Below are 17,291 nucleotides of genomic sequence, written 5' to 3' on the forward strand. Positions count from 1 at the left end.
ACTCCCTGATTTTCCGACGACGAATCAACACTATCCGTCCTTGCCACAGTAAACCACAACAAAATGAGTTAAGGAAAGCATCGCACTCACAGGGACTATAAAATCTGTTGAGGATCGGCATTGTTCTTCTGGATATCATCCAAAAGTCTATGAGACTGATGGATGTTGACCTGTAACCGATTGATCAGCATCTGCAACTGCTCAATCTCGGGACTTTGGTTGGCTTTAAGTTGAGTTTCCAGGGCCTCCGTTTGGCTCGCCAAAATAGGTAAACTTAGGTTCAGTGCCATCCCTTTCGTTTTGTGCAACGTCAGCTCTAATGAAGCAAAGTCTTCAGCCATAAAGTATTCAATAAGTTCATCAACAGAAGTCTCAAAATCGACAATAATGCTTTTTAGCAACTCGTCGAGCGCTTCTGGCTCATCTCGTAAAGAAGTAAACATGCCTGAACGGGAGAGTTCTTCCTCTGTTAACCTTAAGTTCTCGATTGGCTTACGTTGCAATTGAAGCACATTGCTGTCACTCGTTAGTGGCGGATTCTGTTTCGGTTCGAGTCTGGCGGCAAACTGTTTGAGAGCGTCTGAAAAGCTCTCATGCTGTAGCGGTTTCGTAAGCACATGGTCTGCTCCTGCTTCAATAAAGCTATCGTGAGCTTCACGAAATACGTCTGCTGTGTACGCAAAGAGTAATGTCTTGATACCTAACTCTTGTCGGATAACGCGTGTCGCCTCAACGCCATTCATCTCGGGCATATGGTTGTCCATCAAGATCAGGTCGTACTCGTTCTCTTTCGCCTTTTTAACCGCGATTAATCCATTTTCTGCAACTTCCACTTCATGCCCAAGCTTTTCGCAAAACCCTTTTGCCACAATGGCATTCACACGGTTATCATCAGCAAGTAGTATCTTTAAATGGTGTGATTTTGCGCGAGGTTTCGGTGCTTCTTGCTGCTTTTTCGGAGCAGATTCTACCCAAGGAATCGGCAACTCAACGATAAATTGACTTCCAACGCCTTCTATACTCTTCAGAGTAATATGGCCACCCATCAAATCGGTTAGTTTTTTGACGATGGCTAACCCAAGCCCTGTTCCGCCGAACCTTCGAGTCGTTGATGAGTCTGCTTGCTCAAACGAGTTAAAAATATGCTCGTGCTTGTCTGGCGCAATACCAATACCAGTGTCGCTCACGCGCATGACCAACAACTGATTCGATTCATCTAACTCGGTTCTAACCAGCACATGCCCTTCATTGGTAAACTTCACCGCGTTACCGGCGAGATTAAATAAGATCTGTCGTAAACGCGCACAATCCCCAGTAAATTCAGTATATTCAGAAACCTCGTTTTCCAAGATTAGCTCGATATTTTTTTCATCAACAAGTGGTTTTATTGCGCTACACACCGGAGAAAGCACTTGATCGAGCTTAAACTTAGCTTGCTCAAATTCCAGTTTGTTTTCTTCAACTTTAGAAAAATCCAAAATATCGTTGAGGATAGTCATCAGATGCTGGCCAGAATCAAGAATAACCCTAATGTGCTCTTTCGTCGTCGGCTCTTTGGTCTCTTCTGCAATCATTTGAGAAAGCCCTAGTACACCATTCATCGGCGTCCTTAGTTCGTGACTCATTGCAGCGAGAAAATTTGATTTCGCTTTTGCCGCTCGCTCGGCTTTGTTTCTCGCCTCTTCAATTTCAAGATTCAACTGTTTTAAGTTATGCATTCGGTGATGTGACTGATAAACAAACGCGCTAACTAGAAACATCACCGCAATAAATACAAACAACCACGTAAAACGCGCCTCACTTTGAGCAATATTGAGTAACCGATGCTCTGAGCTTTCGACAAACTCAATATAAGTGTGATCAAGCAGTTCATTCGTCAGCAATTCAATTCTTTTATCACTCGTTTGAAGCCGCTTAAGGAAGTTCGCTTCCTTTTCACTCTCAACTTCCGTTTGTGTTAGAAGCAACTGGTTGAGAAATTCAAAATAACGACTGCCACCCAATGATTGACCGCTCTCGATAGAAACATCTTGCTGATATAAATTGAACAACATGAGTAATGCATACCGATTTTCTACCTGAACACCAATTAACATATCAAGCTTCAACGTTGTTTGAAGCACTCGCTCCTTAAACTGTTCAAGCGTATCCCTAACTTTTATACGATTGGGTGTCACGGGAAACCAAACTGATTCCTTTGATGATTCCAACAGTGCCTGTGCTGCGATTTCTATCTCTACTAAAGATGTTGTTAACTCATAGTTTTTTCTATCTTCAACGGCATATCGGTTCACGATAACATCACGCTCTTCAATCAACTCATGTCCGATGTTCATTAGCTCTGCATGAAATTCTTGAGCGTTTTTTGAGTTCATATACGACATATACGCCAGTGTGCAGCACGTCAGTATCCCAATAAAAAAGCAAAAGTTGATCAGTTTGAATTTATTCATTTTCCAACACCTCTAAAATTATGGGTCTAGGTGCTGTCAACGACTGCAAGAATGCTTCAATGTCCGCGACATTCTCATCGTTCATCGTTATACCGAGCTGGGTTTTAGCCATGATTTGTATCGCGTCGGATAACTTATCGACTTGCCCATTATGAAAATAAGGACTCGTTAGCGCGACATTGCGTAAACTGGCTACTCTAAAATAGAATCGCTCTTCATCCTCTATCGTAACGAGCTGCCTGCCCGAGTCCTCTACTACTGGCTTATCCTTGAAATAGGCGAACCTTTGGATCATCGCTCCGCCGATATTTTTGCCCTGATGACACTGCACACAACCTGAAGTCTGAAATGTTTTCCAACCTCTGATTTGCTGTTCACTCAGTACATGCGTGTAACCCAATAAGTAAGCATCGAATGGTGCGCCAGGCGTCTGCAGCCCTTCAACAAACTCCACAATAGCGGACTTGATATTATGAACGTTAATCGGCAATTCACCGTCACGATTAAATAGAGCTTGATAATGTTCACTCTCTTTTACATATTGCTCTATTGTTTGCCAGTTTGAGTCCATTTCCATTGGATTATGGATTGGACCATCAATCTGAGCCATCAAGGTGTTTTCCGTACCATCCCATAAAAAACGATAATTTAACGCTGCATTAAACACTGTTATAGAATTTCTAATTCCATCACCTTTCACCCCCGTAGAGACTGGTGTATTTTCAGCGCCATTGGTTTGCAGATTATGGCATGTCGCGCAGCTGACATTACCATTTGACGATAATTGAGGATCGCGGAAGAGATGCCAGCCAATTCTCGCTAGCTTAATATCCACATTAGGATCACCCTGTATGGGCTGAACTAAGGAGATATCACCTAACATCTTCGCGTTTCTTGCGGTTGTTGTTTGGCTCAAAATGAGTGTTACAACAGCTAGTGCGATTGCGCTGAATTGCCTCATCAACTACATACCTTAAACTTGTCATTGATATGAATTTAGTTGCATTTTGGCGTTTTTTCCACCGACAGGAAGTTGAAAAAACGAGTTAAGTATTGCTTTGTTTAAGGCTTTGGTTGAAGAGGGAGTAATAAGGCGAATAGGAAGAAATCGATCGCCTTATGAGTAGCTAACGTATTGAAATCTGAGTTTAGTGTAGAAAAGCCAAAAACCGTTGAAACCAAGTCACCTCTCCATACGAGATCAGATCGAAAATAGTAAAGAATACGGCACAGATAACGGCCAACTTAATCAAACGCTGAACAATAAACATAAACATCACAATTACCAATAATTTGCTTTAGTTTACTATCTCACACAGCGTTTATATATAAAAAAGTAGTCTCCTAATTAGCCTCGGCAACTTATTCATTAGAACCTATACTCAAGCATCTCTAAGTTATTTGGATATACTTGAATTAGGATTTCAAAAAGTCCCTGTGACCACACAAGGAGGACTGCATGAAACGACTATGGATATGGTTCTTACCTTTACTCTTGATGGCCAGTCAAGCACTGGCGAATACCGTTTGGATTGTTCCTGTCAAAGGCGCTATAGGGCCTGCTACTAGCGACTATTTATCTCGTGAAATAGAAGAAGCTCAACTAAACGGTGTCAGTTTAGTGATCTTAGAGATGGACACACCAGGCGGCTTAGACAGTGCAATGAGAGATATTATTCACGCGATTACCACCTCCTCCACTCCAATTGCGACTTGGGTTGGCCCGTCAGGATCTAGAGCGGCTAGCGCAGGGACATACATTTTACTCGCCAGCCACGTTGCCGCAATGGCTGAAGCCACCAACCTTGGCGCGGCAACGCCCGTCGCGTTAGGTGGTGCCCCTCAGCCCCCTTCATCGGATGATGGCAAAGATCAAAACGCGGAAGAAACGCCAGAAGGAACCAACGAAAGCTCAGAGAAAGTTCCCGCGAAAACCGCAATGGAGAAAAAGGTGATTAATGATGCTAGAGCCTATATTAAAGGCTTAGCAAAGCTTCATGGCCGAAATGCAGAGTGGGCAGAGAAAGCAGTGAGCGAAGCAGCGAGTTTGGACGCCACAGAGGCATTGGAATTAAACGTTATTGATTATATAGCCAACTCACCAGAGGATTTAGTCAAAGCCATTAATGGACAAACTGTTAAAGTTAACAATCGTGATGTGACATTGTCACTGGAAAATCCCGTATGGATTGAAAGAACACCCGATTGGCGAGCAGAAATGCTAGCCGTTATCACCAATCCAAACGTTGCCTACATTCTAATGCTCATCGGCATCTACGGTTTACTTCTTGAATTTTACAACCCAGGAATTGGCTTACCCGGTGTGCTAGGTGGGATTTGTCTGCTTCTGGCCATGTACGCACTACAAATGATGCCCGTCAACTACGCAGGTCTTGGTCTGCTGTTACTCGGTATTGCACTAATGATAGCGGAAGCATTCAGCCCGAGCTTTGGTATTTTGGGCTTAGGCGGCGTTGTCGCCTTTGTACTCGGTTCGATATTTCTCATGGACAGTGAGTTACCAGGATTCCAGATCGCCCTTCCTTTGATTTTTGGTATTGCCATATTTTCCGTGGCTCTAATCGTGCTGACCGTCGGCCTGCTGCTCAAAATTCGTCGCCGGCGTGTAACGACGGGTTTAGAGACATACCCTGGGAAGGTCGCCGTGGTAAGCGATGACTTTATCGATGGCGAAGGACGCGTTCAACTCAACGGTGCGTTATGGCGAGCTAAAGCCAAAGACCATCAACAATTCAAACAAGGTGATCACGTCACCATTGTTAATGTTAAAGGGCTGACCTTAACTGTGATGCCTGATGACCGCCAAAATAAATAGGAGGCGCTTTATGATGCTCTATACCGTTGCGGTGATCGTGGTGCTGCTGTTCGCACTAGCGACCCAAATGTTCAAGGTTTTGAGAGAATACGAACGTGGGGTTGTGTTCTTTCTTGGTCGATTTCAAGAAGTCAAAGGACCTGGTTTGATCATCCTTATCCCATTTATTCAGCAAATGGTGAGGGTTGATTTACGTACTGTCGTTTTGGATGTGCCGACACAAGATTTAATTACAAAAGATAACGTTTCTGTGCGCGTCAACGCGGTCGTTTATTTTCGCGTAGTCGATCCTCAAATGGCGATTAACAATATTGAAAGCTACAACGATGCCACCAGCCAGTTAGCACAAACCACGCTGCGCTCGGTATTGGGTCAGCATGAACTCGATGAATTGCTATCAGAGCGAGAACGCCTCAATAAGGATTTACAATCCATTCTTGATCAACAGACTGATGACTGGGGAATCAAGATTGCTACGGTTGAAGTCAAACATGTTGATTTAAATGACAGCATGGTCAGAGCCCTAGCCCGTCAGGCAGAAGCAGAACGTAACCGTAGGGCGAAGATCATTCACGCTACTGGTGAGTTAGAGGCTTCAAATAAATTAAAAGAAGCAGCGCAAATGCTCAACGAAGCACCGAATGCACTGCAATTACGTTACATGCAGACACTCACTGAAATCACTACAGACAAAACATCCACTATTATTTTTCCAATGCCGATCAATCTTGTCGAAGCTGTCAGTGATATCGCCGAAGCGGTGAAAAAGAATAAAGAAACACAAGATAAGTAAGATTTTGCCCCTAGGAAGTAACGACCGCTCACGTTACTTCCTTATTTGGTACTCGCTTTAAGGATGTGCCCATCTTCTTTATCACATTCTTGTTTCATTACTTCTAAGCCCGTTTTAAAGCATGTTCGCCAAGCGGTTTCAACATCGGCATCGTACCCAGAATCACACTGTCGAACCGTTTCTAACAAACTCTTAAGCCAAACATCAAAATCCTGCGGCTCTATACCAATTTCGGCACTTGCATGCTTTTTCCCATACTTTTCCACCATTTTGTGCGCTTCGGTCGAGGTATCTGCCATCATAAAAAACACGATAGACCCTCTAAGCATTCTCACTTGTTGGTGCATGTCTATACCGTCAAACTTCTGTCTAAAGTTGGCACTTTTCGACCATAAATTTTTGTAGAACAAGTCGAAAAACTCCTGATCTGAAGTACAACGTTCATAGCTATCATTAAAAACTTCAATCACGTTCATGTTGCTTTCCCCTACTCCTCAATATGAGTTTAATTTAATATCAAATAAAAGCTTCCAAATAAGGACTTTTAAGTTTCAAATCGATCAACTCACATCGATTTTCAACAAAAAGTAAAAAGTGATTTAAATAAACACCCTCTTATCAATGAAAAAATATCCATTATCATGAACCCATATTCGAGGTACGCATGGTTGTCGATGCTAGTGCATCCTCATCTGTCATCACATAAAGAGGATATAAACGTGTCCCATCAAATCATTACCGATCTAAATAACCGTTACACTGCAAAAAAATATGATGAAACCAAGCGCGTTTCTCAAGAAGACATGGCGATAATCAAAGCAGCACTGCGTTTGTCGGCGTCTTCTATCAACTCACAACCATGGAAATTCATCGTTATTGAAAGTGATGAAGCGAAGCAACGTTTCCACAATACGTTTGCAAATATGCACCAGTTTAACCAACCACACGCGAAAGCCGCATCACATACGATTCTGTTTGCTTACGATCCTAAATTTACTAAAGAGAAATTTGCGAAACGTGTGGATGCAGAAGTAACATCTGGCCACTTGCCAGCGGAGATGTACAACAACTTTATGGGTGCTTACGCTTTTGCCGATGCAAATACGGACGAAAATGGCTTCAACGGAAACTGGACAAAAGCACAAGTCTATTTGGCACTAGGCAACCTACTACACACATTGGCACGACTAGGCATTGATTCAACACCGATGGAAGGTGTCGATCCGGCTCTGATTGGAGAAGAGTTTAAAGAAGAGCTCGAGGGCCATATTTGTGAAGTTGCGCTGGCGATTGGCTACCATAAAGATGGGGAAGATTACAATCATGGTCTTCCAAAAGCACGCCTTGCAATGGATGAGGTAATTACGACTCTATAGTCGACCATTGTCTTAGCTTAGCGACTTAACTCATTGTTTAAACTAAAAAGAGCCGCACTAATGTGCGGCTCTTTTTACTTGGTTCTGCGTCAACTTTACGCAACTTGCTCTGACTTAAAATTACCAAGCAATGCATCGTAAAGCTCATTGTCGCTTAACACACCAACCAGCTTATTATCTTCAACCATAAGCAGAGGCTGATTGCTACGCTGTTTAAGTTCAATCGCTTCTCGCATACTGATTTCTGGGCTAACCTGAACCAGAGAGTTTTCATTAACTTCGTCAAGGTTCGAAGAGTCGCTCTTCCATTGAATCAACGATTTATCTTTATCCGCTAAACTTAACCCCTTGCTCTCTTGTATCACCCAAATATTTTTATCAGGGCAAATCAGAACACGCGTATCTTCGCGAACCAAATCGTCACGCATTAAGGAACGTCCCTTCAGCACATTTAATGGATTAGTGTGAGCAACAAAGTCCGCCACATAATCGTTTTCTGGAGCAAGAATGATCTGTTCTGGCTTGCCATGTTGAATCAGCTTTCCTGATTCCATAATGGCGATGTTGTTACCGATTTTAAGTGCTTCATCTAAGTCGTGACTCACAAAAAGAATGGTTTTGTTTAGCTTTTCTTGCAGCAGAATCAGTTCATCTTGAAGCTGAGCGCGAATCAATGGGTCAAGCGCTGAAAACGGCTCATCCATTAACAAGATATCTGTGTCCATCGCGAACGCTCGCGCTAGGCCAACACGCTGCTGCATACCACCAGAGAGCTCGTGCGGGAATTTCGTTTCCCACTCAGACAAACCGACCATTTCGAGCTGTTCACGCGCTTTTTTACGGCGCTCAGCTTTACCAATGCCTTGCATCTCTAGACCAAACGCTACATTGTCTAACACCGTTAACCATGGCATCAATGCAAACTTCTGAAACACCATGGACACGCGGTGCGTACGAAGGTGGCGCAGCTTCTGTTCGTCACAGTTAGAGAGCTCAACCATATCGTCGCCATCTTTAATTTTCAGAGAGCCACGAGAAATATCGTTCAATCCGTTAACCGTTCGCAGCAAACTTGATTTACCCGAGCCTGAAAGCCCCATCAAGACACAGATCTCACCCTGTTTCACGTTCAGCGAAACATTATCAACCCCAACCACTTGGCCAGTTTCATCAATGATTTCTTGTCGAGACTTCCCTTGATCTAACAGTGCTAGCGCCTGTGCTTGTTGCTGACCAAAAACGACATCAAGATTTTGAATAGTAATAGCGTCCATGATTATGCCTCCTTCTGGTTTGGTGCTTTACACAAGCGATCAAGAATGATGGCAACGAGTACAATCGCTAAACCAGCTTCAAAACCTTGTGAAATGTTTACCGTATTCAGTGCACGTACGACTGGCTTACCAAGCCCATCAGCACCAACAAGCGCCGCAATGACAACCATAGACAAAGACAACATAATACATTGCGTAACACCGGCCATAATACTTGGTAATGCCGCAGGCAACTCCACCTTAAACAGCAACTTCATGCGGCTGGCACCAAATGCTTTACCCGCTTCAAGTAGCTCCTCCGGCACTTTAATAATGCCGAGGTACGTCAATCGAATTGGCGCAGCGATAGCGAAAATGATGGTCGAGATTAGACCAGGGACAATACCCAATCCAAACAGAACCAAGGTTGGAATTAGGTAAACGAATGTCGGGACGGTCTGCATTAAATCGAGTATTGGCCGCAACAAGGTGTATAACCAAGGACGGTGCGCCGCCATAATGCCCAACGGCACGCCAATTAATACGGAAATCGTTGTCGCTGCAAACACAAGGACAAAGGTTTCCAGCATTTCTTGCCAGTAACCAAGGTTGAGAATTGCGAGTAAGGCCAACACGATAAATACGACAAGAGGAATGCTGCGATGTAAGAACCAAGCAATTGCCGCCGTCATAATGATTGGCGCTGCAGGTGGCATCCATTTAAAAATGTCCACCACGAAAAGAATGATCGTTTCAAGTGTAATAGAGATTGCATCGAAAAAACCCGATGCATTGATGGTTAACCAATCGACGCCAGTTTCCATCCATTGGCCCAACGGTAGTTTGTTGTCCGTAATAAAATTCAAAATAAAACCTTTGTGTTAATGAAGCGGGCAAAACTGCCCACTTTCTTTTAAAAAAACGAGCTCAAATACTGCTTATTAAGCGTTTGTTTTTAAGTAGTTTGTAATAGCTGTTAGCGCATCTTGGCCATCCACCGTTTTCACGCCCTCTAGCCACGCTGCAATTTGCTCTTGGTTTGCATTCAACCATGCTTGCGCTGCTTTTGATGGCTTCTGTTTCTGGTTAAGAATCGCTTCCATCAGTTCATTTTCCATTTCTAGGTTAAACTCTAGATTTTTCACTAGCTGACCTACATTTGGACACTCAGCGAGGTAATTTTTACGTACGTTTGTGTAGACGTTCGCGCCGCCGTAGTTAGGACCGAAGAAGTCATCACCACCCGCTAGATATTCCATTTCAACGTTACTATTCATTGGGTGCGGCGCCCAACCTAGGTACACAATCCATTGATTGCGGCGTGCGGCACGTGATACTTGAGACACCATGCCAGCTTCACTGGATTCAACTAGGCTGAAGTCTTTTAGGCCGAATGCGTTGCTATCAATCATTGACTGAATTAAGCGGTTACCATCGTTTCCAGGTTCAATGCCGTAAATGCGGTCTTTAAATTTGTCGGCATGTTTTACTAGGTCAGCGAAGTTGGTTACGCCTGCGTCATAAACGTATTTTGGAACCGCTAGCGTGTACTTTGCGCCAACGAGGTTCGCGCGTACGGTTTCAACAGTACCTGCATCACGGTATTTCGCGATATCACCTTCCATCGTTGGCATCCAGTTACCTAAGAAAATGTCGATATCGCCATTAGCCATAGAGGAGTAAGTTACAGGCACAGACAGAAGATCGGTCTTCGTTTTGTACCCCAACCCTTTAAGTAACTCTGATGTAACGGCAGTGGTCGCTGTGATGTCAGTCCAACCTACATCTGCGAAACGAACCGTTTCACATTGGTTGGCGTAAGCGCCTGTTGCTAAAGTACTTAGTGCAATTGTTGAGAAGATTTTTGTCATCTTAGACATGTTGAATTCCTTGTAATGATTACTGACTTTTTCATTTTATGAGATCGAATCGAGATCTCTTTTTGGCGGATGCATTCGTTGCATCTCTTGCCAGTCCGGTGCAATCCAAACTGGTACGTTGTTCGACGTTTCTAGGGCGTTATCCAAAATCATATCCGCGGCGCGTTCTGCCACCATAATCGTTGGCGCATTTAAATTACCGTTCGGAATGGTTGGGAAAATAGAAGAGTCCACCACACGCAAGCCTTGAATACCGCGTACTTGGCATCGCTCATTTAAGACGGCTAATGGGTCATTATCTGCGCCCATTTTGCAGGTACAAGATGGATGGTAAGCACTCTCGACGTTTTGCTTCACCCATTCATCAATCTGTTCATCCGTTGTGATGTTCAGACCGGGTTGGATCTCGTCCCCACGAAACTCATCCATGGCTGGCTGATTGAGGATCTCGCGAGTAAGGCGAATACAATCACGCCAATCCTGCTTATCTTGTTCAGTGGAAATGTAGTTAAACTCAATCTTCGGCTTATCATTCGGATTCGCAGAGACAACTTCGACCGACCCGCGACTTTCTGGCTTGTTAGGTCCGACGTGCACTTGGAAACCATGACCATCAAAAGCAGCTTGCCCGTCATAGCGCATTGCCGCTGGCAAGAAGTGATATTGAATATTTGGCCACTTTAGTCCTTCACGAGAGCGGATAAACGCACACGATTCAAAGTGGTTAGTAGCACCAAGGCCTTTGCGAGTTAATATCCACTCAGTACCAATCAAGCCCTTGCTCACCAAACCTAATTTGCTGTTGAGCGTGATAGGTTGCTTACAGTGATATTGGAAGTACACTTCTAAGTGATCTTGCAGGTTTTTACCTACCCCCTCCAACGAGTGTTTCACCTCAATGCCCGCTTTTTCTAATACTGCCTTAGGGCCAATGCCTGAAAGCTGCAACAGCTGAACGGAGCCAACCGAACCCGCACTCGAAATCACTTCATTATTCGCAAAACATTGCTGAATTGAACCTGACTTTTCAAATTCAACGCCTACCGCTTTCTTGCCTTCTGCACCAGTTTCTTCTAATAAAACTCGATGAACCGTCACCCTCTTCATTAGGGTGAAGTTTTTGCGTTTTTTAGCACGGCTTAAGTATGCATTAGAGGTCGAAGCGCGTACGCCTTTGTCGACGGTCATATGCATTGGGCCAAAGCCCTCTTGTTGATAACCGTTGTAATCTTTTGTTTCTGGGTAACCCGCTTCTTTGCCTGCATCAATAAAAGCTTGGTACAGCGGGTTGAGCTTCATATCGTTGCCGTTACATGTGCCGACTGGACCGTGATCGCCCCGATATTCATCAGCACCACCAATCCAAGACTCTGCTTTACGGAAATAAGGCAAACACGACTGATAGTTCCAGCCTTTCGCGCCTTCCTCTTCCCACTGGTCAAAGTCACAAGCGTGTCCGCGAACGTAAACCATGCCGTTGATAGACGAGCTACCGCCCAGAACTTTTCCGCGAGGGCAATGAAGTTGGCGACCATCCAACCCTTGCTCTTCAACCGTCTCAAACTGCCACGCGTATTTTTCAGTGTTCATCGGGTAAGAAAGCGCCGTTGGCATTTGGATAAAAATACTTTTATCCGACCCACCCGCTTCGAGTAATAGGACCGAATTTTGACCACTTTCACTTAAGCGATCCGCTAGCACACAGCCGGCCGAACCCGCACCGACGATGATGTAATCGTAGTGTTGTTGCATTTTTATTCTCCTAGGAGTTAATACTAATCACCCTAGATAAGTGAACGAAATTAGCGTAGGAAAAATGCTTGAGAACAAGGCGGAAATTTTGATAAGTAGTTAACCTACAATCAAAATTGACAACGTAGTTATCGAGCATTTTAACAAGCTAAAGTGGTCAGTTATCTACTATGAGTAGTATCATTTGTAAGGGCTTTCGAAGTCGCTTAGCTGAACCAGAACACTCTTCGTTTGTGTGTAATGCTTAAGGGTCTCAACTCCGTTTTCACGGCCAACACCTGATTGCTTGTAGCCGCCAACTGGCATTTCCGCAGGTGAGTCACCCCATGTGTTCACCCAACAAATACCCGCTTGAATTTGATGGATCACACGGTGCGCACGAGATAGGTTTTGAGTAAATACACCTGCCGCTAAGCCATAATCGGTGCCATTTGCACGCGCAATCACCTCCGACTCATCGCGGAATTTCAGAACTGACATTACCGGGCCAAAGATTTCTTGTTGAACGTGGCTCATATCATCATCGCAATCAACAAATACGGTTGGAGCAACAAAGTTACCATTGGCTAGGCCATTGTCTGTTGCTTTGTAGCCGCCAGTCAGTAACGTCGCGCCACTCGCTTTCGCGGCTTCAATCGCTCCTAGAACTTTCGATTCATGATCTTTAGAGATTAGCGCGCCAATTTGCGTGTTCTCATCAAGCGGATCGCCGACGACTAACAGCTCGGTTCGGGCTTTAAGCTGTGCGATAAAGTCGTCATAAATACCTTCATGGACAAATACACGTGTACCGTGCGTACAAACCTCACCTTGGGTGTAGAAGTTCGCCACCATGGCCGCAGAAACGGCATCGTTTAACTTCGCATCATCAAAAATAATCAGTGGAGACTTACCACCAAGCTCCATCGTTACTTGTTTTAGTGTCTTAGCGCTGTCACTCATGACGACTTTACCGGTGCCTGACTCACCCGTGAATGACACTTTTGCGATATCAGGATGCGCCGTTAGCATCTGTCCTACTCGGTAATCCCCTTGCACGACATTAAATACGCCATCTGGCATGCCCGCTTCTGAATAAATTTCGGCGAGCTTAAGCGCCGTTAATGGTGTTTCTTCTGATGGCTTGAAGATCATTGCGTTGCCCGCAGCCAGTGCTGGCGCCGATTTCCACATCGCAATTTGAATTGGATAATTCCAAGCGCCAATACCCGCGCAAATGCCCAATGGCTCACGACGTGTATAGAAAAACTGATCGTCGCTGAGTGGCTGCTGTTCACCTTGTAGACTTGGAGCAAGGCCAGCGTAGTACTCAAGAACATCGGCACCTGTTGTGACATCAACCGCGATAGCTTCTTGAATGGGCTTACCAGTATCTGCCACTTCCAATGCAGCCAGCTCGTCATTACGCTCACGTAAAATGGCAACGGCTTTGTGTAAAATACGGCTGCGCTCAATCGCAGTCATCGCCGACCATGCAGCAAAACCTTTCTTTGCCGATTCAATCGCTGCTTGAAGATCGTCTTGGTTCGCTTGTTTAATGTTGGCCAATGGCTCACCATTCGCCGGATTGTAAGTGGTGAAGTGTTCATCTGAACACCCGTCGTACATCGCACCATTGATATAGTGTGCTTTCATTTCCATTTTGAAGACCTGTAACTTTTATATTTTTTCAGAATAAAACGTAAGTTGTTTTTCGAGATAATCGTTGATGATGACTCTCGCTCTTTCTGCATCAATGCCTTGCGGGTTGAGCGTTCCGCGCAGCCAAATTCCATCAATAAGTGATGCAATACCATGAGCAACCAATTCAGCCTGCTCTGCATTTAATAATGCTTTGAGTTCTTTTCTTAGGTGGGACAATAGACGTCGTTCGTTGACACGCTGCAAACGCTTGAGCTGCTCGTCATGCATTGAGTACGACCAAAACGCCAACCAAGTCTTAGCAACTTGGTTTTCTGCCTGATAGCCGACAAAGTTACCATCAATGATGGCGTTAATTCTTTGGTGATGAGCATCACTTGGCAGCTCACGTAACTTCTGTGTGATAGTGGACGAAAGCTGACGCAAGATTTCTCGCATCGTTTCCTCCAGCAATCCGTGCTTACCACCGAAATAGTGGTTGATAATCCCCGTTGATACACCGGCTTCTTTGCTGATTAACGAAATACTCGCCGCGTGTAAACCGACTCTATCAATCACTGACATTGTCGCTTTCACAAGCTGCGGTTTTCTGATTTCAGGCATCCCCACCTTTGGCATTTTGCGTCCCTGTTATTTTTAATTGAACGGTTAGTTAAATATAAAATGCCTGAAAATTAATTCGAACTCAAATTATTTTTAAAGAAAAATGTTAGTAAAAAAGGATGAAAAGTTGAGGGTGTACGAAAAATTACTCGGCAAGAACTTGTCGGGACAACTAGATTTCAGTTTAAGAACAAACAAATAAGATAAACAAAATCAAATAGTTAACTATTGATCTATTTTTAAAACGATTATGAACGAGTTTATTTTTGAACAACAAAAATCTGTGCCACAAAAAATTTATATCGACCACTAATCATTTCACCTGTACACGGTTTATTTGTACAAAGAATAGACACACTAGTTTGTTATAGTTTTGTAGACACAAGTGGCATTCGCACTTTGAAGGTGAAGAAGGCAAAAAGAGAGGTTATATTGAACGCCATGAATATGCGATTCGATATCCTTAAGCCATTTTTAAGTAATATCGCCAAGTGACTTTAAGATGTTAGATTCAGCGTTTTATATTCGAAACAAGGATCTCAAAGTCACTTGGCTATCAAAGTAAATGGGAGGGATAAGTTCAGATTCATCGTGCGATGAGCCTGAACTTTTGATTTCTGTTACGCTAGCGAGCGACCTTTCACGCAGTTGCGTCCGTTCGCTTTCGCTTGATAAAGCAATTTATCGGCCTGATCGCAAAGTGATTTAAAACTCATCTCATTATCTTCAGTGGTAACGACTCCAAAACTACAGGTCACTCTCACTTCTTCTTTCTGTTCCGTAACAAAGCCATGTAGGGATAAAGCGCTACGTAAACGTTCTGCAGTAATAAGGGCGTTTTTATGGTCTGTATTGGGCATAACAACAACAAACTCTTCACCACCAAAGCGAGCAACAATGTCGTTCTCACGTACAGTTTCCTCCAACACTTTGGCAACGCCCGTTAGTACGGTATCTCCAAACACATGCCCATAGGTATCATTTACCTGCTTGAAATAATCCACATCGATTAACGCTAAAGTTACTGGCCCCGATTGTGGTTTATTTGGCACCATTTTCTGTTTATCGAGTTTGCTATCTACCCATTTATTTAAAGCTAGATAACCGTACTTAACTTGCTCGACTTGCTCAAAAACAAAGTGTTGTATCTTTTCTTGCTTAGATTGAGGTACCGGTTTCTCTTTTCGCTCACGCCTCACTTCTACTGGCTTAGTGAACCAGTCCTCTAAAAAACGGCGATTGAACAACCCTGTCAATGTGTCTGTCTTTGCGAGGCGACGCATTCTCAAACGCGAGCGATTGACGACGAGAAATACTACCGCCATCAAAAATAGAACACCGATGAGCGCAAGTAGCGCTTCACCCAATAAGTAAAAAGTACGACGGTTATTTTCTAGCTCCATACGCTGCAACACATTGTTCCAGTTGAGATCTTCGTTCTCATATTCAAGTCGTTCCAATTCAAATAACGTCTGCTGGCGCTCAAGATTTTCAACTTCTCTTTGATTGCTAAATTGGATAAATTTATCGTGATAGTTACCGTAAGTTTCGAATGCTAGTTTAAAGTCATTGCTCCCCGCATAGGCCATAGCGGCGACTTTTAGTAGCTCCATTTGCTGTTGCTTGACGTATCGACTCTCTATAATCTCCGGCAGCATTGGCGCGATCATCGCTAAAAGTATTTCAAATTGCTGCTGCTCTAACATATATTCGGCTTGTAACAACTTAAATGTTGCCAAATACGCGCTAGACGTTTCTCTGTACTGTAAATTCTCCGCCAGCTTCAAGTGGTTAACCATCTTCTTTTCTTGATTCGTCTCGCGATATAAAGCTGCAAGTTCAAGGTTAACTCGAAATCTAAAGCGTCCATCACCGATAATTTGAGCCAGCTTTAACGCTCGCTGATATGACGCTATCGCCTCTTCGTATTGGAACTGTGCTTTATGAAGTTTCGCTATCGTCAAAACGCTCAACAACTCATTGAACGACATACGCCTATCCCTAAAATAGCGATATGCTTGTTCCAAAAGCGCCTCAGATCGGTCGTAACCCTGAATTTTGACAAGTACGTCACCTAGCTCTAGTGCTGCACGTTCTACCAGCCCGTGAACACCTGAAGATTCAGCCGCATCCATGGACGACATAAGTGCAGCATAAGATTTTTTAAACTCACCTTGCTCATCGTAATAGCGTCCTTTTAGCAACAGGATTTCTGATTCAAGTTGCTTATCACCATTCTCACGCGATGTTTCCAACAAGCTATCCAACGCAGAAAGCGCGGTATCGATATCGCTCTTTCCAACCATAGTTCGCATCTGAATCAACTTAAACAGGAGATACTCATGGCTCTGTGGACGCACAAGCTCCAATCCTTTTTGAACGACACTCTGACTCTCTTCTACGCGCCCTAGCAGCTCTAAAACCGTGGCCTTGGCAAGCCAGTAACGCACCAACAGCGCTGTTGGTTGGTTTTGTAGCAAAGACTCTTCTTCTAACGCTTCAATCAAAGCTAAAGAACTCTGAGGTAATGCGTAAATTTGATTTTCGATGCCTTCTAACGACTGTAAAAACTTACCTTCCTGTTCCACCTTTTCTGTGGAGGCCTGAACAGAAAAACACAGACACCCCAATAATAGCGGCATCGTCCTAAGCGAATGAAATAGTGACATTATTGCTCTTCCCTAATGGGTAGTTACTTCAGTGT

At 44.0% G+C, this 17,291-nt stretch carries 13 protein-coding genes; 3 read left to right on the forward strand and 10 right to left on the reverse strand.

From position 1 onward, the window contains the following. Positions 1-95: 95 nt before the first annotated feature. Together R7E47_RS04175 and R7E47_RS04180 are read right to left on the reverse strand one after the other, a co-directional pair. Positions 96-2,453, reverse strand: a complete 2,358-nt coding sequence (locus R7E47_RS04175; protein ID WP_033906457.1) for an ATP-binding protein — start codon at positions 2,451-2,453, stop codon at positions 96-98. After that, entirely contained in the window at positions 2,446-3,414 is a 969-nt protein-coding gene (locus R7E47_RS04180; protein WP_017820324.1) for a cytochrome-c peroxidase, read from the reverse strand. Before R7E47_RS04180 ends, R7E47_RS04175 begins: the two co-directional genes overlap by 8 nt. 498 nt (positions 3,415-3,912) lie before the next feature. On the opposite strand from R7E47_RS04180, the gene R7E47_RS04185 reads away from it, so the two are divergent. Beyond that, on the forward strand, positions 3,913-5,289 hold the full coding sequence (locus R7E47_RS04185) for an NfeD family protein (protein ID WP_033906456.1): 1,377 nt from the start codon (positions 3,913-3,915) through the stop codon (positions 5,287-5,289). A 10-nt stretch (positions 5,290-5,299) separates the two neighbouring features. Then, entirely contained in the window at positions 5,300-6,082 is a 783-nt protein-coding gene (locus R7E47_RS04190) for a slipin family protein (protein WP_005382637.1), read from the forward strand. Positions 6,083-6,123: 41 nt separating this feature from the next. On the opposite strand, the gene R7E47_RS04195 is transcribed toward R7E47_RS04190, so the two are convergent. Continuing rightward, entirely contained in the window at positions 6,124-6,558 is a 435-nt protein-coding gene (locus tag R7E47_RS04195) for a globin (protein ID WP_318083833.1), read from the reverse strand. A gap of 243 nt (positions 6,559-6,801) precedes the next feature. Here R7E47_RS04195 and R7E47_RS04200 point away from each other — a divergent pair, with 243 nt between their 5' ends. After that, entirely contained in the window at positions 6,802-7,458 is a 657-nt protein-coding gene (locus R7E47_RS04200; protein ID WP_033906455.1) for an NAD(P)H-dependent oxidoreductase, read from the forward strand. Between the two features lie 95 nt (positions 7,459-7,553). On the opposite strand, the gene choV is transcribed toward R7E47_RS04200, so the two are convergent. The 7 genes from choV to R7E47_RS04235 all read right to left on the reverse strand — a co-directional run bounded on the left by choV (position 7,554) and on the right by R7E47_RS04235 (position 17,229). Then, a complete protein-coding gene (choV, locus tag R7E47_RS04205; protein WP_318083835.1) occupies positions 7,554-8,732 on the reverse strand; it encodes a choline ABC transporter ATP-binding protein in 1,179 nt (392 codons plus the stop codon). 2 nt (positions 8,733-8,734) lie between these two features. Continuing rightward, positions 8,735-9,577, reverse strand: a complete 843-nt coding sequence (choW, locus tag R7E47_RS04210) for a choline ABC transporter permease subunit (RefSeq protein WP_005392552.1) — start codon at positions 9,575-9,577, stop codon at positions 8,735-8,737. A 75-nt stretch (positions 9,578-9,652) separates the two neighbouring features. Next, complete coding sequence (locus R7E47_RS04215; RefSeq protein ID WP_017820327.1) at positions 9,653-10,591, reverse strand: choline ABC transporter substrate-binding protein; 939 nt, start codon at positions 10,589-10,591, stop codon at positions 9,653-9,655. Positions 10,592-10,627: 36 nt separating this feature from the next. Further along, on the reverse strand, positions 10,628-12,343 hold the full coding sequence (gene betA / locus R7E47_RS04220; RefSeq protein WP_005373209.1) for a choline dehydrogenase: 1,716 nt from the start codon (positions 12,341-12,343) through the stop codon (positions 10,628-10,630). A 180-nt stretch (positions 12,344-12,523) separates the two neighbouring features. Then, a complete protein-coding gene (gene betB, locus R7E47_RS04225; protein WP_206970150.1) occupies positions 12,524-13,984 on the reverse strand; it encodes a betaine-aldehyde dehydrogenase in 1,461 nt (486 codons plus the stop codon). An 18-nt stretch (positions 13,985-14,002) separates the two neighbouring features. Beyond that, complete coding sequence (gene betI / locus R7E47_RS04230) at positions 14,003-14,602, reverse strand: transcriptional regulator BetI (RefSeq protein ID WP_064369302.1); 600 nt, start codon at positions 14,600-14,602, stop codon at positions 14,003-14,005. Positions 14,603-15,207: 605 nt separating this feature from the next. Then, positions 15,208-17,229 (reverse strand): tetratricopeptide repeat-containing diguanylate cyclase, encoded by a 2,022-nt coding sequence (locus R7E47_RS04235; RefSeq protein ID WP_081008327.1) that lies wholly within the window; start codon positions 17,227-17,229, stop codon positions 15,208-15,210. Positions 17,230-17,291: the final 62 nt, after the last annotated feature.

Origin of the sequence: Vibrio sp. Vb1026 (assembly GCF_033338745.1) — a bacterium.
GTDB classification, from domain to species: domain Bacteria; phylum Pseudomonadota; class Gammaproteobacteria; order Enterobacterales; family Vibrionaceae; genus Vibrio; species Vibrio alginolyticus.